Below are 21764 nucleotides of genomic sequence, written 5' to 3' on the forward strand. Positions count from 1 at the left end.
TAGCGATATGCGAAGCGGTGACGCGACGTAAGGAGCTAATCCTTTAGGAATCCTTTAGGACTGCTTCAAGAAGCTTCGAGACCGAAGGGCGGAGTGCGGTTTATCCGTGAATCCGCGATTGGCAAATGCTTACTTCATACCGCTTCGCACAGATAAACGCACCCTATAGCAGATGATTTATTTGTTTACCGACTAATTCTTGGTTTTGCTCGCTCGGTGATAGTTAAGCTCGCTAAATTTGACGATTTATTCCAGCTAATGCGCGAGAATTGGTATAAAATTAATTTGCAAATAGATAAATGTTTTTCTTTTACAAAATAAAGTCATCTTTTCACTTTCTCAAGTATTACTAATAATGAACATTTAGAAGCAAATCTGCATTTCAGCTAATATTTATTATTTAAAGATGCAAAAACTTCTGAGCTGTTTCAACCACGTTAGCTAGTGAACCAGATTTGAAAGGGGAAATTAAATTAGCTGAACTTGTCAAACTTTGAAAAGGTGCTTTTCCGCCCCGTTGACACAGAGTAATATATTCAGCTAAAGCAGTATTAAAATCAGACTGGGCTTTAACCCAAAATTGCATCGCACAGCACAAAGCTAAAGTGTAATCAATATAATAAAAAGGTGAACAGTAAATATGTTGTTTTTCCTGCCACAAACCGCCTTGGGCAGGATGTTTTATCTCGCCATACTGTCGCCAAGGAAGATAACGTGCTTCCATTTCTTGCCACATTTGATTTCTTTGAGCAGGTGTGGCTTCAGGATTAGCGTAAACTAAATGTTGAAAATGATCTACAGCACAGCCGTAGGGTAAGAATAAGATCGATTCTGCTAGATGAATTTCGCGAAAACGGTCTGCATCATCACCAAAAAACTTTTCCATTTGTGACCAAGTTAGAAATTCTAGACTCATAGAATGAATCTCACAGGATTCTAAGGTGGGCCAGAGATAGTCGATTAAAGGCAGGTTACGGCTTTGCCAAGCTTGAAAGGCATGACCCATTTCGTGAGTAAATACTTCGACATCACCTTTAGTATTGTTGAAATTAGCAAAAATATAGGGAACTCCTTCAGTTGGGAAGCTGGTGCAAAAACCACCTCCCGCTTTACCAGGGCGGGTCTTGAGATCGATAAAATTACCGTTTACCATCATGGCAAAAAAGCTGCCTAATTCTGGGTGCATGGCATCAAACATCTGCTGTGCTTGCTGAAGCATCCAGTCGTGATCCCCCTGTGGTTCAGGATTTCCTTGAAGATCGAATACCGATTCGTCCCAAAAATAAACCTCAGCTAAGTCTAGTTTTTGAGCTTTTCGAGCAATAATTTTCTGTGCTAAAGGGACAACTGTGGCGACTACCTCATTACGGTAATTAGCTACATCAGCTTCAGTGTAGTCAATGCGCTGCATTCGCTTGTATCCTAAACCAGTGTAATTATCGTAGCCTAGTTTTTGTGCCATCTTGTGACGTAGTTTTACTAGCTGGTCGTAAATGCTGTTTAGTTGAGGTTCATTTTGACTAAAAAAATTCCACCTGGCTTTTTCGGCTGCATAACGAGTCTGGCGATCGCTATCTTGAGTATATTTACGAATTCCTGAAAGGTTTAGCGTTTCTCCTTTAAATTCGATTTGAGCGGAGGCTAATAGCTGTACGTATTGATTAACTAACTTAGATTCTTGAACTAAATCTAATTCAATCGCTGGTTCAAAAGTGGTCACGTCTGCTGACCATAAGCTAAAAGCTTGTTGACCCAAAATGGATTCCAATTCAGTCCGATCTTGGCTGTTTAATAACCGCTGTTTCATTGCTATTTCTAGGGCGGTTAATTTTGGTCGTAGTTCGTCACTATATGACTGGGCTTGTTTGTAAGCTTCGTTGGTTGTATCTTGACTAAAGTGGAGTGAAGTTAGAGCAGACCAACTATCTAAGCGACGGCGTAAATCTTCCCACTGTTGCAAAGCTGCTTTTTTGTCTGTGGTAGTAACAGCCCGATCTAAAGCAGTATTAATTTGAGCATATTTTGCCGTAACCTCTTCGATGGTAGGAGTTTCGAGCTGTATATCGGCAAACTTAATTGTCTGACTCATGGTTATTCAGGCAAGATAATTAGATTTTAAAATAATAGCGAAATTTGGTCTTCAGGTATGAGTAATATATCTTTTATTAAAAATGTAGATAAGTTGATTAAACGCGATCGCGATTTGGCTAAGGTGATTGAAGTTTGGGGCTATCCTCCCCAGTGGCAAAGAGAACCTGGATTTTCTACCTTGATTCGGATTATTTTAGAACAGCAGGTTTCTTATGCTTCGGCTAAGGCTGCTTTTAAACGTCTTAACGATGCCGTAGCAACATTGACCCCAGAAAGTTTTCTGGCTTTAGATGATGTTGAACTCAAAGCAATTGGTTTGAGTCGGCAAAAAATTAAATATGGTCGTGAATTAGCTCAGGCTATTATTAACCAGACTTTAAATTTGGCTCATTTAGAAAAACTAGACGATCGCGACGTGAGAAAATTACTGACGCAAATAAAAGGTATTGGTGACTGGACGGTGGATATTTATCTGATGATGGCTTTACAACGCCAAGATGTATTTCCTGCTAAAGACTTGGCAGTAGCGATCGCTGTTCAAGAAATTAAAGATTTATCTATTCGTCCTACCGCAGTAGAATTAGCATCTATTGCTGAACTATGGAAGCCACAAAGAGCGATCGCTACTAAAATCCTCTGGCACTATTATTTGAATCGTAAATCGGTCAAAAAAACTATTAGTTATTAGCTTTTAGATATTAGCTTCAAATTTATTCCATTTCTAAATTTGCCACTAAAAATGCCCATTTATCCGCCGCCTCTTCAATTATTTTACTGGTGGGCTTACCCGCACCATGTCCTGCTTTGGTTTCAATCCGAATTAAAACAGGATTGTCTCCCTGATGGGCAGCTTGCAGCGCGGCAGCAAACTTAAAGCTATGGGCAGGAACAACGCGATCGTCGTGATCGGCAGTGGTAATCATCGTGGCAGGATAGGCTATACCTTCTTTTAGGTTGTGCAGCGGGGAGTAAGCATACAGAGTTTTAAAATCTTGCTCATTGTCTGGATTACCGTATTCAGAACACCATGCCCAACCAATCGTAAATTTATGAAAGCGCAGCATATCTAATACCCCAACAGCAGGAATAACAGCAGCAAATAGATCGGGACGCTGAGTCATACAAGCACCAACTAACAATCCCCCGTTGCTACCACCGGCGATCGCCAATTTTGATTTACTGGTATATTTTTGGTCGATTAACCATTGGGCTGCTGCTATAAAATCATCAAAAACGTTTTGCTTTCGCTCTTTCATGCCTGCTTGATGCCAAGCCTCACCATATTCACCACCACCCCGCAAATTGGGGACGGCATAGATCCCGCCCATCTCTAGCCAAACTAGATTACTAATTGAAAAGTTGGGAGTTAGAGAAATATTAAAACCACCATAGGCATACAAATAAGTAGGATTATTACCATCGAGTTCAATCCCTTTTTTATGGGTAATAAACATGGGAATTTTAGTGCCGTCTTGGCTGGAATAGAATATCTGCTGGGTTTGATACTCGTTAGGGTCAAAATCTACCTGAGGTTGACGAAAGAGTTGACTTTCTCCTGTAGTCATGTCGTAGCGATAAATAGTTGCAGGGGTAGTAAAGCTAGTGAAGGTATAAAAAGTTTCGGTATCGTATCTCTCGCCGCCAAAACCACCAGCAGAACCAATGCCAGGTAATTCTACTTCTCGAACTAAAGTACCGTCTAAATCAAAAATTAAATAAAGCGATCGCGCATCTTTGAGATAACCAGCCACAAACTGATTGTTTAACAATCCTACACTTTGTAATGTTTCTGGTGCTTCTGGAATAATTTCTTGCCAATTGCTGCGCTCGGGATTATTTAGCGCGATCGCAATTACTTTCCCACGGGGTGCATCTAAGTCTGTCTGCACCCAAAAGACATCTCCATCATGATCGATTACGCTATAGCTGGCTTCAAAGTCACTAATCAATTCAACCACTTCACTATCGGGTTGTTCGAGATTTTTATAAAAGACTAGATTTTTACTATCTGTACCCAACCAAACGCTGATAATTAAATACTTACCATCTTCGGTAACACTACCGCTAAAACCCCATTCTTTTTGATCGCGGCGATGATAAATAAGTGTATCTTCTGTTTGTTCTGTACCGAGGCGATGGTAAAAAAGCTTTTGATAATAATTAACGTCTGCTAATTTTGTTTGTTCATTAGGTTCATCATAACGGCTATAAAAAAAACCTTGATCATCTTTCGTCCAGGATGCACCAGAAAACTTGATCCATTTAAGATGGTCTGAACTAGCTTCACCTGTGGCAATATTTTTAACTCGATACTCTACCCAATCCGATCCTGCACTGGATAAACCATAAGCCATCCACTGGCCATCGTCGCTAATAGATAACCCTGATAGTGCTACTGTACCGTCTGACGATAAAGTGTTGGGATCTAGTAAGACTTTTGCTTCATCGTCCAAGGATTCAAGTGTGTATAAAACACTTTGATTTTGTAAGCCATCATTTTTGAAATAAAAATAACGTTGTCCTCGTTTGAACGGGCTACCATACTTCTCATAATCCCAAAGATGAGTTAATCTTTGCTGTATTTTGCTTTTAACAGCAATATTTTCCAAATAGGCAGTTGTCACTTGGTTTTGCGCCGTTATCCAGACTTTGGTTGATTCTGAGTCCGGATTTTCTAGCCAGCGATAAGGATCTTTTACTTCTACTCCATGATAATTATCGCTTTGTTCTACTTGATTTGTGTTGGGATAGACCAGACTGTTACGAGAAAATGTCACAACTAAAACTCCAAAAACATCTATATTATTAGGATAATAAAACTTTGCCATCAGATTAAAATGTCATAGTTTTTTATAGTAAACAATGACCAAAAACTCAATGTCGATTGAGAAATACTAAATATCTAAACATAATTGTTTAATTATTAATTAATTTCTTTTGATGCTAAATAGTGCTTTATCTAAAATAAATATGATAAATTACGAAAGTTTACAATCAATTTTAAATTAAGTCATTTAAGCGGAAATAGTATTTTTGCCGATATTTACCCTTTATTTGGCTAGATAAACAGGACTATTTTACAAGTTAACCAACTCATTAAAATATCAGTCTGATCGGAACGTGGTTAGCGCTGCGATTGCTGCATTTAATCAGTTGCGATTTGTTGTATCAGTACAAAACCATCAAGACTTTAAAATTCAGGTTGTATTCATGAAAATAGTTGTCTTGCTTGCCTTATTAGTATTTTCTGCTTGCCAACCTCAAAAAAGCGAGTCTCAATTTCAGACTACTGAAACTGCTTCAAGTTCTAAGCAAGTTATTGCTAAACCAACTGTTGCGTCAGAATTTCTTATTTCAGCAAATGGCATTGGCAAAGCGAAGCTAGGTAGGACTTTAGGTGAACTCAAACAAATATCGGCTCAAAATACTAAATTTGAAGTAGTAACGCCTTTTATGCTTAACATCAATGCGATCGCCGTTAGCCATAATGGTCTACTTCAATACTATATTCTCTATAATGCAGGAACTAGTTCTCATCCAGATGGATCGACTCCTACGGACAATGATTTGATTACTTTTTTAATGACCGATAACTACAATTACCAAACTGAGGAGGGAGTTAAAGTAGGTATGCCTATTCAACAAGCAGAAAACATTTATGGTGATGCTATTCTCTCCTATAACGTAGATGGAGAATCAGGCGAATATATCACCTTTGGCAATAAAAATTTGCAAAATATTGGCTTTAAAGCCTCTTATTTTCAGCTAATTTGTGAAGGATTCGGTTTTTCAGCTATTTATCCCGAATATCCAGGAGTTTCCTATACAACTGATAAATATTTGGACAGGGCTGCGATCTCAGCGATCGAAGTTTCTTGTCTTCCCACAAATTGTCTTAACTAAATCTAGCGTTGCTGATTTCAGTAATGATATACATAATAATACGCTTAGTAGTAAAACAGTGCGTTGCGGGGCTCCCCCCGTTGAAGCAACTGCTGAACCCGAAGGGCTTTTAGCTTTTAGCTTTTAAAGAAATATACTAAATGTTAGCCTAGTTATCTAACTCGACATCCATAGCGGTAAATCAATAATTAATGGCAGACATTAAGCCACATCAAAGAATCAACGATATTCTCTTTGCGCCCTTGGAAAGACCTGCACTGCAATGGTTGGCAGCAAATATGCCAGTTTGGGTTAATCCTGATATTTTAACGGGGATTGGTATTTTGGGTGGCATAACGATCTTTTTGGGTTATTGGTTGTCAAACTACTCTCCTCTGATGCTATGGATTGCTAGCTTGGGATTCGTGATTAATTGGTTTGGTGACAGTTTAGACGGTAGTTTAGCGCGTCACCGCAAAATAGAGCGACCAAAATATGGTTTTTTCGTCGATCACACGGTAGATGCGTTTAACGAGGTGCTAATTGTAATTGGGCTTGGGCTATCACCCTATGTAACGTTTAGTGTCGCCTGTCTCGCACTGATTGGCTATTTGCTGATGTCAGTATTAGTTTATATCCGCACTTATGTAGAGGGAGTTTTCCAGCTTTCTTATGGCAAGTTTGGCCCGACTGAAGTACGAGTAATTCTGATCTTACTCAATACAGTAATGTTTTTCTGGGGTATCCCAGAAGCTAAATTACCCTTGGGATTGACCATTTACGATCTACCCATAGCTTTTATTGCTGCTATTTTAGGGATTCTATTTACAGTTGGCTCAATTCAGAATGCTGTTGAGTTAGCCAAACTTAATGAATAAAGTAATTTATCTCTTTAGACCGAAGCAAAATAAATCGCTTTAAGAAATAATTAAAATTAAACTGATCTGTGAAGACAAATTTTTATAAATTTTAGTTTTAATGAAATTACCAGATTTAGATGTGAGAACTATCGACCGTGTGGTGGAAATGGCTTGGGAAGATCGCACACCCTTTGCAGCGATTGAAACCCAGTTTGGTTTAAAAGAGAATGAAGTCATCGCTTTGATGCGACAAGAAATGAAACACTCTAGCTTTAAAATGTGGCGTAAGCGAGTCACGGGGCGTAAGACGAAGCATCTAGCCAAGAGAGATTTTATTGAAGGAAGATTTCGCTGTAAAGAACAAAAGTAGGAGTCACGAGTCAGGCGTAGACTTGAGATGTTTAGAGCTACACTAGAGCTTATTTAAGGTTCTGGGTATGGCAAATAGGCAAAATTCGGTGACAAGAACAGTTGGAATGTATCTAGTTTTAAGCGCGATCGCCTTTTTGATGCTGTTTCCGCTGTTATGGTTAATCGGCACTTCTTTTAAATCCCCCACGGAAGATATTTTTACTTTTCCACCTCAGATATTTCCTAGCCAGCCTACTTTGGATAACTTTGTTACGGTATGGGATGCCTATCCTTTTGGACTGTATTTATACAATAGTGCGATCGTCGCTTTTCTAGCAGTTGGATTAAATTTGTTGTTATGTTCTTTAGCCGCTTATCCTTTGGCTCGTCTTGATTTTCGGGGACGGGAGTTTATTTTTGCGCTAGTTTTAGCAACGATTATGATCCCATTTCAGATCGTGATGATTCCCCTATATATTTTGGCGGTTAATTTAGGATTGAGAAATACTTATCTGGGGATTGTTTTACCCAATCTTACCTCAGCGTTTGGTATTTTTTTACTCAGACAAGCGTTTAAAGCTGTTCCCTTAGAATTAGAAGAAGCTGCGCGTATCGATGGTTGCACTGAACTAGGTATCTGGTGGAATATCATGCTTCCCGCCATTCGTCCTGCTTTATTTACCTTAGCGATTTTTGTTTTTATTGGCTCTTGGAGTGATTTTTTGTGGCCCTTAATTGTCTTGGACGATCCAGACTATTACACCCTACCTCTAGCAGTGGCTAACCTAGCAGATTCTTTTTCTCTCGACTGGAGATTAGTCGCAGCAGGTTCAGTTATTTCGATCGCGCCAATCTTATTATTGTTCCTGTTGCTCCAGCGATATATTGTGCCAACCGATGTTAATAGTGGTGTAAAGGGATAGTCTGACAGAATCACGATAGAAAGAAGATTAAGGATCGCAACGGTAAAGGCGATCGAGATATCCATCTTTCGGTAACTCTAAAGTAGTGTTTTCAAAACAGCGAATTTGATTCATCGATGCTTCGCCAATTCCTAAATTTATCGTCCAGAGATCTAGAGGTTTTTTCTGGGTAGCTATACTATGGTCAAGATTAGATAAGCCAAGATCCACACCGTTTATATATAGTTGATTGAGTAAGAATTTTGGGGTTGAATCTGATAAATTGGCATTGCGCTGGTTGTTAGTTGGTTCACGATTAAAAGAATATGCCAGACTAATCAATTCCCTAGTTTGAGAATGAGTGCTGTAGCTCGTTGCTATTACAGCCGGATGAGTAGAAGTTGTTTGAATAAAAGCTGCTGTTAGATCCGACGGTTGTGATTTTTGGTAACCATAGTTATTGATTACGGTTAAAGAACCTAGCAAACCCATAGCAAACAATACTCCTACTACTCGTTTAGTTTTTAGCTGAGAATGCCAACAATTAGCCAAAGCTACAGCCACCAACAGAATCAAGACTGGGAAATAAACAAAGTGGTATCGAGCAGCCAAGGAGAGATTGCGTCCTAAACCATAGATAATTACCAGAAACAGTAGAATTGAGCCAATTAGATAACTACTAGCGATCGCCATTCCTGTATGCTCTAAGTCATTCGCCAGCTCTATTCGCCAGCCTTTGATTAACTTTGGTATTGACCAAATCAACACTGTTTGCAGCACCAAAAAAGAGATAACTATTACTACTGTAGGAACTCCTTCTAGAGGCAATAACACGATCATCGACTGCACCCAGCCAAGCAACAGAAAAGGCGGAAGCAAAATTTCTTTGATGTCAAAACTGGTCTGAATCCAGGTAGTCAATTCGTTGTCGGAAACTCCTGTGACCAATGGTAACCAAACCAAGCAGCCAACTAATGTCCCACAGGCTGCTAAGTATAGACTACGCCAATATTTAAAACTTAATTGACGACGATGTAACCACCAAATAGGTATAATGGCGATCGCTTCTGCACTTAAAGCAATGACAAAGAAGTAGTGTGTAGCAACCCCCAAAGCATTGATGACAATCCAAACACAGTTAAGCCACAGCGGAAGCGGTTTTTTTTGCTTAATTAACTGAACTGCCTTAACTAAGCAGGTAACCGAACCAATGACCCACAATACAGTCAGGGTGTAGTGACGCGCTTCCTGTGCCAAATAAATTCCATAGGGAGAAATAGCCATTAGCACCGCAGCAAAATGTGCCACTAAACGGGAACGAAAAGCCACCCAACTTAAACCAAAGATGGCAGGAATAGCCAGAGTACCGAAAATAGCACTGAGCGATCGCGCAATCTGTAACGAGACTAAATCCCCATCCTCTAGCCACAGCTTAATCCACCAATGAGTTAGCCAAAAATAAAGCGGTGGATGAGTGCTTTCTTGGATCAGCCGCTCAAATACGTCTGCATAACCAATTGCAGTATCTAAACGCAAAGGAGCAAGTAAAGTTTCTTGAGAAACAAGCTGATTCAGAGGAATGGCATCAAAGCCGTGACCTAAACTATAGCCAATAGTGGCGATTTCAATCGAAGAAGCGGGTTTTAAAGCTAAATTGGTCAGACGCAGAGTCAATCCTAAAACTACCCAGATCGACAGTAAAAGGCTTAGATAAACAAGGCGATCATTTTGTTGTCGCCCTATCGCTTCTTGTTTACAGTTGTTCTGTTTCAAATTGCTCGGAAAAAATTACTAACAAGATTTAGCGTTAAAGATAGTAACAGCATTTGTGCTTAATTGTGCAAAAAGATGTGAAAAAAAGGCAGAATTGTGAATTCATAGTTATAAATTACCCTGCGGACAAAATGATTGTCTTAGAATTTAATAAATAGCTATTAACTTGAATAAAATTTTAGCTAAAGTAAAAATTAGGACAGATCAATAATGGCAATCAATCTAAGCAAAGGAGAAAGAATTTCTCTAGAAAAAGTAGCACCTGGACTGGTACAGATTTTTATTGGTTTGGGCTGGGATATTAACGTTACTGATACTGGAGGAAATTTTGATATTGATGCGTCAATTTTTCTTTTGGATAGTAAAGATAAGCTGATTTCTGACAAACACTTCATTTTTTACAATAATCCAACCAGTCCCGATGCAGAACAATCGATTCAGCAACGAGGAGACAACCGAACTGGTGCAGGAGAAGGAGACGATGAGATAATTGATGTTAACCTTAAAACTATTCCTCCAGACGTAGCTAAAATGGCACTTACTGTGACTATTCATGAAGCTGAAAAACGTCATCAAAATTTTGGTCAGGTAAGCAATGCTTTTGTCCGAATTGTTAACTGTGAAAATGAAACAGAAATTATTCGCTACGATTTAACTGAAGATTTTTCTGTAGAAACTGCTTTGATTATGGCAGAACTTTATCGTAAGGATGGTGAATGGCGCATGAATGCCGTTGGTGCGGGTTACGAAGGCGGACTACAGGCTTTAGTAGAGCGATATCAATAAAACAGGAGGAAGGAGGAGAAATGAGAGCAGAGAAATTAGTTAAAAGTCAACAGTCAATATAATGATGTTTGACGATTTCTCGAATTATTAAGTATTACTTAATAATTTTGCTCTTCTTTCTGCTTTTTTTATGGCAATTAATCACGAACTACAAACATCACCAATTAATAAATCGGATAATCAACAGATAAAAAAATGACAGTCAATCTTAGTAAAGGACAACGCATATCTCTAGAAAAAGTCGCCCCAGGATTAAGCGAAGCGTTTGTTGGCTTGGGTTGGGACACTAATATTACCGATACTGGACAAGATTTTGATATCGACGCTTCGGTTTTTCTTTTAAATAGCAACGAGAAATTAATTTCTGATAGTCACTTTATTTTCTACAATAATCTTGCTAGTCCCGATCCTGATAAATCTGTGGAACATTTAGGAGATAATCGAACTGGTGCAGGAGAAGGAGACGATGAAGTAATTAAGGTAAATCTTCGGCAGGTTCCTCCCGATGTCAGTAAGATTGTGATGGTCGTGACGATTCATGAAGCTGAACAACGCCAACAAAATTTTGGTCAGGTACAAAATGCTTTTGTGCGAGTAGTTGATGCTAAAGATCAAAAAGAGGTAGTTCGATATGATCTCACCGAAGATTTCTCAATCGAAACTGCTCTCATTATGACTGAACTCTATCGCAAAGACGGAGACTGGCGCGTTAATGCTGTAGGCGCGGGTTATCAGGGTGGTTTACAGGCATTATTAGACCGCTATCAGTAAAAGCAGGAACGATAAAAGCTCAAAGACACAAAGACAAACAGCGACTAACCACTAACTACTAATAATTTCAATTAATAAATTAAGCAGTTTACAGACATTAAACTAATGGCAATTAACCTAAAAAAAGGACAGCGAATTTCGTTAACCAAAGAAGATCCTAGCCTAAAGCAGATTATGTGTGGACTAGGCTGGGACGTTGCGCCTAAATCTGGAGGTTTTTTTGGGGGCAATAAACAGTTCGATCTTGATTCTTCCGTAATCTGTTTAGATGCAAATAAAAAATTAACCGATGTTAAAGATATAATTTACTTTGGTAATTTGCGACATAGCTCTAGCGCGATCGCACATCAGGGAGACAATCTTACAGGTGCAGGGGAAGGAGACGATGAGGTAATTAACATCGATCTACCACTAATTCCGCCTAGCATTGCTTATTTAGTATTCGTCATTAATATCTATAAATGTAATCAGCGTCGTCAAGACTTTAGCATGGTCAACAATGCTTTTGTCCGTTTGGTAAATCGCACCACCAATAAAGAATTAGCTCGTTACAATCTTTCTGGTGCAGAATATAAAGGAATGACAGGAATGATTCTAGCCGAACTCTATCGCCATAACGATGATTGGAAAATGGCAGCAGTTGGTAATGGATTTGAAATAGCGACTTTAGCAGATCTTGCTAAAATTTATACTTAAATTGACAATGCGATCGCTAATAAATTGCTTTATCTATCGTCATTGCTAAGGTCTAAGTTCAGCCAGGAAGTGGTTTTATTTTACTGCTGCTTGAAGCTGTTATCTGAAATATCGCTAGAGAAATTAGTCACATGACAAACAAATAAATTGCTTGCTCTTCTGCTATGCTCAGTTCAACTTACTCAGAAGATTTTACAATAACAGAAGTAAAATTATCAGGCTATCTATCAATAAAATAATATTTTATGCTAACTGAAAACACAGTATAAATCAGTGTCTTGGATTACACTAAAGACGACTAAAGCCCGCTGGGAGGCAGATTTGATGCAGCAAATATTGAATGCGTATGATATTCCTTGTCGTGTTCTTAATATTGGTGCAGGAATATATTGCGGAGATGGAAGTCAGGCAGCTATTCAGGTAAGATCTAAGGATCGATGGACAGCTTTGCTGCTTTTAAGTCCTCCTGAAGATAGTCAAGAAATAAGTTAATGCTCTATAAAAAAACCTAAATTTATGTCTTCTTTATTTGATTGGTTTGCCAACATCAGAAAAAATGAACCCTCAGTGCAAAAGCAGCAGGAACGAGAAATCGCTGATGGTTTATGGACAAAATGTAATTCCTGTAGTTCGGTGGCGTACACCAAAGATCTGCAGGCTAATCAATTGGTTTGCCCCGAATGTAACCATCATAATCGGGTTGATAGTGACGAAAGAATTAGACAGCTAATCGATCCTGACACCTGGAAGCCTTTAGACGAAAATATTCACCCGATCGATCCGCTTAAGTTTCGCGATCGCAAAGATTATAAAGCTAGACTGCAAGAGTATCAGGCAAAAACTGGCTTAACCGATGCCGTGAAGACAGGAACAGGCTTAATTGATGGTTTGCCCCTAGCCTTGGGAGTAATGGATTTTCGCTTTATGGGGGGCAGTATGGGTTCTGTAGTCGGCGAAAAACTCTGTCGCCTAATTGAACACGCCACCGCTGAACAATTTCCTGTGGTTATTGTCTGTGCTTCTGGTGGGGCTAGAATGCAGGAAGGTATGTTTAGCTTAATGCAGATGGCGAAAATTTCAGGTGCGCTACAACGTCATCAAACCGCCAAATTGCTTTATATTCCCCTGTTAGCTCATCCTACTTTGGGTGGTGTTACGGCCAGCTTTGCCATGCTGGGAGATATTATTTTAGCTGAACCAAAAGCGACGATTGGCTTCGCCGGAAGACGCGTAATTGAACAAACATTAAGAGAAAAATTACCAGATGGATTTCAAACATCAGAGTATCTTTTGGAACATGGTTTTGTCGATTCGATTGTGCCTCGCACTCAACTGAAAAAGACTTTGGCACAGTTAATTAGCTTACATCAGCCTTTTTATTCATTAATGTCTCCCTTAGCGGAAAATCATCATACACAAGTTAGCGAGACTGTTTAGAACAGCGAGTTTATTTACACCTATGTCCAACTAATTATTAGCATTTGTCAAGATGTTGTCAATTTTGAAACAGCCATTGCCTAAAACAATATTTTTGGCGATCGCGCTCGTCTGGATGTCCTTATCTCAACCGCTCAACGCTAATGCTATGCCGTTAACTCAGACCGAAATCGACCAAAAGATTCAAACTGTACCTCAATGGCAACAGGAAGACCAAACCATCACCCGCACCTTCAAATTTAAAAATTTTGTCGAAGCGATCGCTTTTGTCGATCAATTAGTCGAACCAGCCGAAGCAGCAGGACACCATCCAGATCTAACTATTTCCTATAATCAAGTTACTGTCTCTCTAACCTCTCATGATGCAGGAGGGCTAACCCAAAAAGATTTTGCTCTGGCTCAAACCATCTCGAATATAGCCCAATAGCAAGAGTAGAAGTCAGGCAATGCCTGACTTCTAAACTGCCTTACCCTTACTTTTAATTACAGGTCATCGTTGTAGAAGAACTTCTGCTTTGAGATACTGCCGTACCCGAACTATTACTCCGAGTAGTCGAATAGCCAGAGATGGCGCGATCGCATTTTTGATAAGTAGCTGAATTCGAGCGATGCCCCGTAGGATACCCTAAAGGAGTAGCTTCGCGTCCCGCTTGGCGATCGCCAAACAACCTCAGATGACTTAAGCGATCCAATAAAGATCGGGTTTTGGTGGCATGAGAATCAGAACTAACTTCGACATTGCCATTTTCGACTGATACCTGCATATTGCCAGCTTTGACTTCAACTTCCTGGGCATTAGCCAATCCCACATACAAGCCGACTATTACTGGCGCAATCATCAAGGAAATATATTGCTTAAACATAATTTGTATAACTCCACTTGGAAAACAATTCAGTTGGTTATCTAACAATTACAAGCGGTAGACTTTTTAGAACCTAATGCTTGACTCGTTAATACTTCGACCTATTAGAAAAATTTATGGTTTGTCGATCGGGTAAAAGACGTTAATAATTACTCCGATCTTGCTACTGAAAGCCAAGCCAATTTATTGTAGGATGGTTGTAGGCAGTTTAAGACCGAGCTAAAATTACCCTACTGTTTTAATACGTCTGCTTCTATTTTTTATGCAGCAGTTTCTCGCACGCAACAAACGATACTATTACAGCTTGTTCAAAAAGCTAGCTTTAGGTTTATGTATCGCCTGTTTCTTATCTAATTCGGTTTTTGCTAGTACCGCAGTTAAACAAGCCGAAATTTATAAAATACGTAATCAAGTAGACATAAATTATGGAGCGGCTTTGGACTGGAATAAGGCTGAGCTTGGTGATGTCATAGTCCCCAAAAATTCTGTCCGTACTGGGGCAAATTCTCGCGCCGATATTTTGTTTGATGAAGGTACGTTAGTGAGAACAGGTGCAGGAACTACTTTTCGCTTCCCTCCAGGAAAACGTAGTTTTGAATTAACCAGCGGTGCTGCCTTGATTATGATTCGTCCCGATCAAGGACAAAGTACAATCAATACTCCTGAAGCCAAAGTGGTTTCTCAGGGAACAGCTTTGTTTGTGCAACATAATTCTGAGCGTAGTGCATCTCTAATTGGCGTACTTACTAATAGCCCCGCGGGTTTAGTCAAAGTATCTAGTGCAGATGGCGCAGTCACTCTTGAATTGCAGGCTGGTCAATTTGTTTCAATTGTTCAGGGAGTCGTAGGTTTAGTCGAGCATTTTGTGCTGCCTATGTTTTATGAAACCGTCGAACTAGCGGCAGGGTTGGGGATGAAACCAGAAGCAATGGAGGCTATGCTCGCACAAGAATCGACCGAGGTGCAGACTACCATCAGAGCCGTACAGGCTGAAGCAATCGCTCCTTTACAAAACCAGTTGGCCTGGCTGCAAGGCTTTTGTAAATTTAATATAACCCCTGAAAATATAGCTCCTTTATTACAACTTTTGGGCATTAATGCTACAGAAGCAAAACTCAATTTAGAAACCTTGGAAACAGATTTAGCCGTAATTCCCTTGCGCTCGCTAGACGGGATAACTTGGTTAGGTGAATATTGCCGAAAAACTCAAACTCTTCCCGGATTGGAAAAAGATGATCGATAACGTGAAGGTTAAGAAAGATGAAGATAAATCACTTTAGTTCACTTTCTCCGCCAAGATTCTGTGTTCCTGATTTCTACTATGGTATTTACCCAATTCAAAATTAAACACAAGCAAAAAAGTGTAACGAGATTTACTTAAACATTACAGATTATTACTTTGTTTTTAATAAAGGAGACTAGTGTAGGGTTAATCTTTTATCTTCAGTATCGACGGGTACTTTCTTACGCACCTGTCAAAATAATTAAAACTAAATTTGTTGTCACAATTAAGGAGAGCTCAATGCTTGACGCTTTTTCCAGAGCTGTAGTAAGTGCAGATAGCAAAACTGCTTGCATCGGCGGAAACGAACTACAATCTCTAAAAAACTTTATCTCTGAAGGAAACAAACGTTTAGACGCTGTTAATACAGTTGCTAGTAACTCTAGCTGCATCGTATCTGACGCTGTTGCTGGGATGATTTGTGAAAACCAAGGCTTGATTCAAGCTGGTGGTAATTGCTATCCTAATCGTCGCATGGCTGCTTGTTTACGCGATGGTGAAATCGTTCTTCGCTACATCACTTACGCTATTCTCTCTGGTGATGCTTCTGTACTAGAAGATCGTTGCTTGAATGGTTTGAAAGAAACTTACACTGCTCTTGGTGTACCTCTTCAGTCTACTGGTCGTGCTGTTGGAATTATGAAAGCTTCTTCTTTAGCTCATATCAACAACACCAATAGCGAAGAATATGGTGGCAAGAGATTCCGCAAAATGGAAATGAAAGATGGAGATTGTTCTGCAATCACTTCTGAAGCTGCTAGCTACTTTGATCGAGTAATTTCTGCTCTTAGCTAGGCATCTTTTGGCTTAGTATTAATGCTGATAAATTACTTCAGGCATTGACAATACACCATAATTTCGATTACAAGCAATTCAGGAGATATTAAAAAATGAAATCTGTTGTAACTACAGTCGTTACTTCTGCTGATGCAGCGGGACGCTTTCCCTCTACTTCTGACCTAGAGTCAGTACAGGGTAGTCTTCAACGTGCTTCGGCTCGTATGGAAGCTGCTGAAAAACTAGCTAGCAACATTGATAACGTTGCTCAAGAAGCTTACGATGCTTGCATCAAAAAGTATTCTTACCTCAACGATGAAGGTGAAGCAAATTCTAATGATACCTTCAAAAGCAAGTGTCTTCGTGATATCAAGCACTATATGCGTCTAGTTAACTACTGTCTAGTTGTTGGTGGTACTGGTCCTTTGGACGAATGGGGTATTGCTGGACAACGTGAAGTATATCGTTCTTTGAACTTACCTACTGCTCCTTACGTAGAAGCTTTGACTTTTGCACGTAACCGTGGTTGCGCTCCTCGCGATATGTCTTCTCAAGCTTTAGTTGAGTATAATGCTCTTATAGACTACATCATCAACTCTTTCTCATAAGAGACTGATTGGCAGTTTGAATTTATAACAAGCAGATAATATTTCTGTTTGACTAATGTGAGCTTTAGGTCTGTTGCTGTGACTTTAGTAGGTTTGAGTATCAGTCTTAAAGCTCTCGTTGTTTAGATAACTACAAATAATCGAAACTTGGTTAAATAAACAAATAAACATAGCTTAGTTATCTCTTTTGCATCTTTGCTGACAATTACTAAATCATCAACTTAGTAATCGCTAAAATATATTTAGCGATAAAAGCCTTTATATTTGGCATATTTTCGCTCCAGAAGAATCAATCAACAACTATCAAGTCTAATGACCATAGACGATCTATTTGAGAAACTCAGGCATCCCAATCCCAATTTACGTAGTAAAACGATGTGGGAAATAGCTGAGGCTAGGGATGAAAATACTATCCCTCGTCTGATGAGCATTCTTAATCAGGAAGACGTAACCTATAGAAGAGCAGCAGTTAAAACCTTGGGAGTAATTGGCGCAGAGGTTGTCCCCCAGGTGGTAGATTCATTACTCAATAGCGATAATCCTACAGTACGCTCTAGCTGTGCCAAGGTATTAGCTCAAATTGTAGTTAACCATCCAGACGTACCGATGCCAGAAGCAGGAATTCAAGGATTAAAACAAGCACTTAACGATCCTAATCCTGTGGTTAATATACCTGCGGTAATGACCTTGGGTGAAATTGGTTCTCCTGTCTTCGAGCTTTTGGTAGAAACTCTGAACACAACTGATAATATAGCGGTGCAGGTAGCAATTTTAAACGCTCTCGGCTCGATGGGCGATGCTAGAGGAGTAGAGGTATTAACTAATTTAAGCAATGATCGGACTGCCGATCCCTATCTTCAGGAATCAGCAACTAGTGCTTTATCTCGGTTAGAAATGGTGATGAGATATAGCAGTTAAAAAAAAGCTAATTCTGGGAAAACTAAGGGGATGCTGAAACAATTGCTCTGTGTTTTTCTTGAATCTCGTTGTCTATTTTGCGATCGCGCAGCGGAGGCGGAGCCTCATCGCATAGCTTACCCGGAGGGTAATCGCGCAACTGCTAATACTCTTTGCCAGTATTGCTCAAAGAAACTAGCTAGTCATCAGTTAACCAAAAGCGATCGCTTTAACCTACAGCGCGATCTATCCATATTTGCTTGGGGTAAATATGATGGACAATTAAAAAGAGCGATCGCTCTGATGAAATACGATCGTCAGCCAGAAATAGGTACTGTATTAGGTAGACTATTAGGACAAGCTTGGCTAGATAGTAGTTTAACTAAATCTCTACAAAAAGTAACCGTTGTTCCCATTCCCTTACATCATAAAAAGCTTAAGGAGCGTGGTTTTAATCAAGCAGAAGTAATTGCTAAAGGTTTTTGTCAGGTAACACGATACACTCTCAATTCTCAAGCTTTGATTCGTGTCAAAGAAACTAAGGCGATGTTTGATATAACAAATTTAGAGGAAAGAGCAAAAAACTTACAGGGTGCATTTCATATTGGTAATAAGTTGCCCAAAAATCCTGTTTTGTTAGTGGATGATATTTACACTACGGGAACTACTGTTAAGGAATCAATTAAAGTACTGCAAAAACAAACTCAGGTTTTTGGTGTGGCTGTGGCAGCTAAGGCGGGGATAGATAAGCAATCAAGAGCGATCGCATCTATACGCTAGTCATTCCCAGTAACAACCAGACGATCTTTGAGAAAAGTAGCAAATAGCAAATAGCAAATAGCAAGTAGCAAGTAGCAAAATTAAGAATAAGCAATAAACTAGTTGAAAGCAGTAATAATTGTCACTGGATTTAAAGGAGTAAAGCGGGTTAAATGGCTAATTGGTGTAGAACGAGATATTTGTAGCTGTAATAATCGGTATTGCCAAGAATTATTGCTCAACCAATTAATAGCTTGATATTGATATTCAATAGTAGCAAAAGCCATAACTATTATTCCTCTTTTTGCTAGTTTTTGGCGAGAAACATTTAAAATATCCACAATATTTCCTCCACTACCGCCAATAAAAATACGATCGCAATTTGGCAAATCTAATAATACTTCTGGTGCTTTACCGTTGATGCTATTTACGTTGTCGACTTTAAATCTTTGACTGTTTTGAGTAATTAGAGTCGAGCCCATAGCAGTTTTCTCTACTGCATATACCTGAGAACTAGGACATAGACGAGCTATTTCTATAGATACTGAACCTGTACCCGCACCAATATCCCATACTGTTTGCTTTGGCTGTAGGGCTAATTCTCCTAAAATAGCTAAACGCACTTCTTTTTTAGTGATTAAACTAGGGCGATCGCTAAAGCTTAAAAAACTACTATCAGCTAATCCGATTAAGGGCAACTTATCTAGTTCTAATTCATCTGGCTGTGTCTCACGCAATAGAACTAAAACGTTTAAATTGGCAAAATACTCTTGGTCAAAATTGCTTAATTGAATTACTTCCTGCGGCCAAAAATGACTTACTTTTTCGTTTACGTCACCTAAATTTTCGCAGATATGAAAACTGTAATTAATTGGTAAATCTAAAGCTAAATAAAGTCGAGCGATCGCCCCAGGATGATTATTACTATCAGTCAATACGGCAATCTTATTTGCTCCTTGTTTAATCAGCTTAATCAATCCATCGGTACTGCGTCCATGAACGCTAATTAATTGAGCATCTTGCCAAGGAACTTTGAGACGACTAAAGGCTAATTGTATGGAACTAAAGTGAGGTAAAAATTGAATTTGTTTAGCATCGAAGTTGGCTAATAATAATCTGCCTAAGCCAAAAAAAAGCGGATCGCCACTAGCTAAAATAACTACAGAATGAGCGGTCAACTCTAGTTGCGCGATCGCCTCTATTCCTGTCTGAAGATTAGTTAAATATATTTTCTCTGCTGGATGATGTGAAAAATACCGAAGATGGCGTTTACTTCCTACCAAAATAGTTGCTTGTTGCACCGTTTCTTTAGCGACTGGAGTTAATCCATTTTCACCATCTAAACCAATACCAACTACGGCAATTCCCACTAAAATTCTTACTTTTTGCTACTTACTTTTTGCTACTTATTACGTATTTATCTGACTCTATTAATTAGAATTAGATTTGTGATTAAATAAGCGATAACCAACGTATAAAATAAAAGCAATAACAGCAACGCTTAGTATACTGCTAACCACGTGTAGCACCGCACCCACGATTGAAAAACCTAGCCAGACTCCTCCAATAGCTACCCCAGCTTTCCCTATTTTGGGCAAACTGTTGAACCAAGCTTTGCTGGTATCGATCCAACCTTGTACTTGGGGAGAAGGATTAATTTCTACCTGGGGAAAACCCGATTTAGTTGCATCCTGAGAATCAGAGGGAGTTTTCTGATTAATGTCTGCTTCCATTTCGTCTAGCTTGCTTTGTAAATCACGTTCTGAAAAACTCATGACTGTTTAACTCTCGCTGAGGAATAATTGCCCTTATTATTTAGAGTAGCAAACAAACATAGTTAGAGACTGTAGAAATTTCTCTACAACCTTGTAAAGATACTACCAATATATGTCTGCTCAACTTATAGTAAGGTCACATATTAAATGTTAATACTAGTTACGGTTAAAATTACGGTGTGAATAATGTTAAAAGCGATCTTGTTTGATTTGGACGGTACATTGGCGGATACAGACTCAATTCATTTTGCTGTTTGGCAAGATATTTTGGTTCGGTTCGATCTTGACATCGATCGCGCTTTTTATCGACAACGAATCTCTGGTAGAACCAACTCTAAAATTATTAAAGATATTCTTCCTCAACTATCTTTAGAAGAAGCTTGGAAACTGGCAACAGAAAAAGAAGAAACCTATCGGCGGATTGCTAATTCTTTGCTACCTACTCCTGGCTTGGATAGATTGGTTAACTTAATCGAAACAGCCTCAATTAAAAAAGCTGTGGTGACTAATGCACCAGAAGATAATGCTGTATATATGCTCAAGATATTACGCTTAACAGGTACATTTCCCACGGTGATTATGGCCAAAGATGCACCTCCAGGAAAACCCGATCCTGCACCTTATCAATTGGCTTTAAGTCGTTTAGGAGTAAAAAGCCAAGATGCGATCGCTTTTGAAGATTCTGCTGCGGGTATTCGTTCAGCCGTTGGTGCAGGTATTTATACAATTGGCATTACTTCTAGCCATCTTGTAACAGATTTGCTCGATGCAGGTGCAAGTATGGCAGTTAAAGATTTTAATGACAAGCAACTTTGGAAATTGTTGAGCAGTAAAACTAAAGCAGTTAACTAGATCGAGCATTTATAGCACTCGAAGCAAAGGTTAAGACACGTCGATCAAAAGCTAAAAGTGAGACAGTTGCGTCCCTGAACGGGCGACGCAGCATTGCCTTGCTTTGCGCAGCTAATAGCTCGTTTTATAACTAACGTCCTAATCTATAGTTCACTTGCTATAACTTGAAGATGAGTCGCCTTTTAAACTTTGCCACCCCTTGCACACAAGCTTTTTAACTGAATTCAACTTAATAGTATTTTTGTATTATAATAACGATTCACTTTCGGAGTCGAAGGTCAGGATCCCCGCCGTAAAACGACGGGGCTTGCCTGACCGTTGGTCAATTAACAACCTTTTCAAGACAATCTTTTATTTTGCTTTTAAATTAATATCCGCTACTATTATTCGCTTAAATTAAGC

Annotated in this window: 23 protein-coding genes; 17 read left to right on the forward strand and 6 right to left on the reverse strand. The window is 39.2% G+C overall.

Annotated features, from left to right (window positions below; translation table 11 throughout):
* Positions 1-400: 400 nt before the first annotated feature.
* On the reverse strand, positions 401-2089 hold the full coding sequence (locus V6C71_18905) for a M3 family oligoendopeptidase (protein ID HEY9770531.1): 1689 nt from the start codon (positions 2087-2089) through the stop codon (positions 401-403).
* A gap of 57 nt (positions 2090-2146) precedes the next feature.
* Here V6C71_18905 and V6C71_18910 point away from each other — a divergent pair, with 57 nt between their 5' ends.
* Positions 2147-2779 (forward strand): hypothetical protein, encoded by a 633-nt coding sequence (locus V6C71_18910; GenBank protein HEY9770532.1) that lies wholly within the window; start codon positions 2147-2149, stop codon positions 2777-2779.
* Positions 2780-2801: 22 nt separating this feature from the next.
* On the opposite strand, the gene V6C71_18915 is transcribed toward V6C71_18910, so the two are convergent.
* Positions 2802-4919: a prolyl oligopeptidase family serine peptidase gene (locus V6C71_18915; GenBank protein HEY9770533.1), complete on the reverse strand. Its 2118-nt coding sequence runs from the start codon at positions 4917-4919 to the stop codon at positions 2802-2804.
* A 382-nt stretch (positions 4920-5301) separates the two neighbouring features.
* Here V6C71_18915 and V6C71_18920 point away from each other — a divergent pair, with 382 nt between their 5' ends.
* From V6C71_18920 to V6C71_18935, 4 genes are all read left to right on the forward strand, one after another.
* The gene (locus tag V6C71_18920; protein ID HEY9770534.1) at positions 5302-5994 is read left to right on the forward strand and encodes a hypothetical protein; all 693 of its coding nucleotides are present in this window, start codon (positions 5302-5304) and stop codon (positions 5992-5994) included.
* Positions 5995-6185: 191 nt separating this feature from the next.
* Entirely contained in the window at positions 6186-6851 is a 666-nt protein-coding gene (locus tag V6C71_18925) for a CDP-alcohol phosphatidyltransferase family protein (protein ID HEY9770535.1), read from the forward strand.
* A 100-nt stretch (positions 6852-6951) separates the two neighbouring features.
* Positions 6952-7203 carry a TIGR03643 family protein gene (locus V6C71_18930; protein ID HEY9770536.1) on the forward strand — a complete coding sequence of 84 codons (252 nt, stop codon included), beginning with the start codon at positions 6952-6954 and terminating at the stop codon, positions 7201-7203.
* 88 nt (positions 7204-7291) lie between these two features.
* Positions 7292-8107, forward strand: coding sequence for a carbohydrate ABC transporter permease (locus V6C71_18935; protein ID HEY9770537.1), 816 nt, complete (start codon positions 7292-7294; stop codon positions 8105-8107).
* 27 nt (positions 8108-8134) lie between these two features.
* On the opposite strand, the gene V6C71_18940 is transcribed toward V6C71_18935, so the two are convergent.
* The gene (locus V6C71_18940) at positions 8135-9859 is read right to left on the reverse strand and encodes a hypothetical protein (GenBank protein HEY9770538.1); all 1725 of its coding nucleotides are present in this window, start codon (positions 9857-9859) and stop codon (positions 8135-8137) included.
* Positions 9860-10069: 210 nt separating this feature from the next.
* Between V6C71_18940 and V6C71_18945 the strand changes: the two genes are divergently transcribed.
* From V6C71_18945 to V6C71_18970, 6 genes are all read left to right on the forward strand, one after another.
* A complete protein-coding gene (locus V6C71_18945) occupies positions 10070-10645 on the forward strand; it encodes a TerD family protein (GenBank protein ID HEY9770539.1) in 576 nt (191 codons plus the stop codon).
* A gap of 195 nt (positions 10646-10840) precedes the next feature.
* Positions 10841-11416: a TerD family protein gene (locus V6C71_18950; protein HEY9770540.1), complete on the forward strand. Its 576-nt coding sequence runs from the start codon at positions 10841-10843 to the stop codon at positions 11414-11416.
* Positions 11417-11521: 105 nt separating this feature from the next.
* Complete coding sequence (locus V6C71_18955; GenBank protein HEY9770541.1) at positions 11522-12112, forward strand: TerD family protein; 591 nt, start codon at positions 11522-11524, stop codon at positions 12110-12112.
* 273 nt (positions 12113-12385) lie between these two features.
* Positions 12386-12604, forward strand: coding sequence for a hypothetical protein (locus tag V6C71_18960; protein ID HEY9770542.1), 219 nt, complete (start codon positions 12386-12388; stop codon positions 12602-12604).
* Positions 12605-12628: 24 nt separating this feature from the next.
* Positions 12629-13549 (forward strand): acetyl-CoA carboxylase, carboxyltransferase subunit beta, encoded by a 921-nt coding sequence (accD, locus tag V6C71_18965; GenBank protein HEY9770543.1) that lies wholly within the window; start codon positions 12629-12631, stop codon positions 13547-13549.
* A gap of 52 nt (positions 13550-13601) precedes the next feature.
* The gene (locus V6C71_18970; protein ID HEY9770544.1) at positions 13602-13976 is read left to right on the forward strand and encodes a 4a-hydroxytetrahydrobiopterin dehydratase; all 375 of its coding nucleotides are present in this window, start codon (positions 13602-13604) and stop codon (positions 13974-13976) included.
* 52 nt (positions 13977-14028) lie between these two features.
* Here the strand turns inward: V6C71_18970 and V6C71_18975 are convergent, their stop codons facing one another.
* Positions 14029-14412 carry a hypothetical protein gene (locus V6C71_18975; GenBank protein HEY9770545.1) on the reverse strand — a complete coding sequence of 128 codons (384 nt, stop codon included), beginning with the start codon at positions 14410-14412 and terminating at the stop codon, positions 14029-14031.
* Between the two features lie 262 nt (positions 14413-14674).
* Here V6C71_18975 and V6C71_18980 point away from each other — a divergent pair, with 262 nt between their 5' ends.
* The 5 genes from V6C71_18980 (at position 14675) to V6C71_19000 (ending at position 18756) form a co-directional block, all read left to right on the forward strand.
* On the forward strand, positions 14675-15655 hold the full coding sequence (locus tag V6C71_18980; protein ID HEY9770546.1) for a FecR family protein: 981 nt from the start codon (positions 14675-14677) through the stop codon (positions 15653-15655).
* 279 nt (positions 15656-15934) lie between these two features.
* Complete coding sequence (locus tag V6C71_18985) at positions 15935-16489, forward strand: bleomycin hydrolase (GenBank protein HEY9770547.1); 555 nt, start codon at positions 15935-15937, stop codon at positions 16487-16489.
* A 95-nt stretch (positions 16490-16584) separates the two neighbouring features.
* The gene (locus V6C71_18990) at positions 16585-17079 is read left to right on the forward strand and encodes a bleomycin hydrolase (protein ID HEY9770548.1); all 495 of its coding nucleotides are present in this window, start codon (positions 16585-16587) and stop codon (positions 17077-17079) included.
* A 312-nt stretch (positions 17080-17391) separates the two neighbouring features.
* Positions 17392-17997, forward strand: a complete 606-nt coding sequence (locus tag V6C71_18995; protein ID HEY9770549.1) for a HEAT repeat domain-containing protein — start codon at positions 17392-17394, stop codon at positions 17995-17997.
* Positions 17998-18027: 30 nt separating this feature from the next.
* Positions 18028-18756 (forward strand): ComF family protein, encoded by a 729-nt coding sequence (locus V6C71_19000; GenBank protein ID HEY9770550.1) that lies wholly within the window; start codon positions 18028-18030, stop codon positions 18754-18756.
* 98 nt (positions 18757-18854) lie between these two features.
* On the opposite strand, the gene cbiE is transcribed toward V6C71_19000, so the two are convergent.
* Complete coding sequence (gene cbiE / locus V6C71_19005; GenBank protein ID HEY9770551.1) at positions 18855-20105, reverse strand: precorrin-6y C5,15-methyltransferase (decarboxylating) subunit CbiE; 1251 nt, start codon at positions 20103-20105, stop codon at positions 18855-18857.
* 60 nt (positions 20106-20165) lie between these two features.
* The gene (locus V6C71_19010; protein ID HEY9770552.1) at positions 20166-20510 is read right to left on the reverse strand and encodes a hypothetical protein; all 345 of its coding nucleotides are present in this window, start codon (positions 20508-20510) and stop codon (positions 20166-20168) included.
* A gap of 186 nt (positions 20511-20696) precedes the next feature.
* Between V6C71_19010 and V6C71_19015 the strand changes: the two genes are divergently transcribed.
* Positions 20697-21362 (forward strand): HAD family phosphatase, encoded by a 666-nt coding sequence (locus tag V6C71_19015; GenBank protein ID HEY9770553.1) that lies wholly within the window; start codon positions 20697-20699, stop codon positions 21360-21362.
* Positions 21363-21764 lie beyond the last annotated feature (402 nt).

It is taken from the genome of Coleofasciculaceae cyanobacterium (genome assembly GCA_036703275.1).
Lineage (GTDB): Bacteria > Cyanobacteriota > Cyanobacteriia > Cyanobacteriales > Xenococcaceae > Waterburya.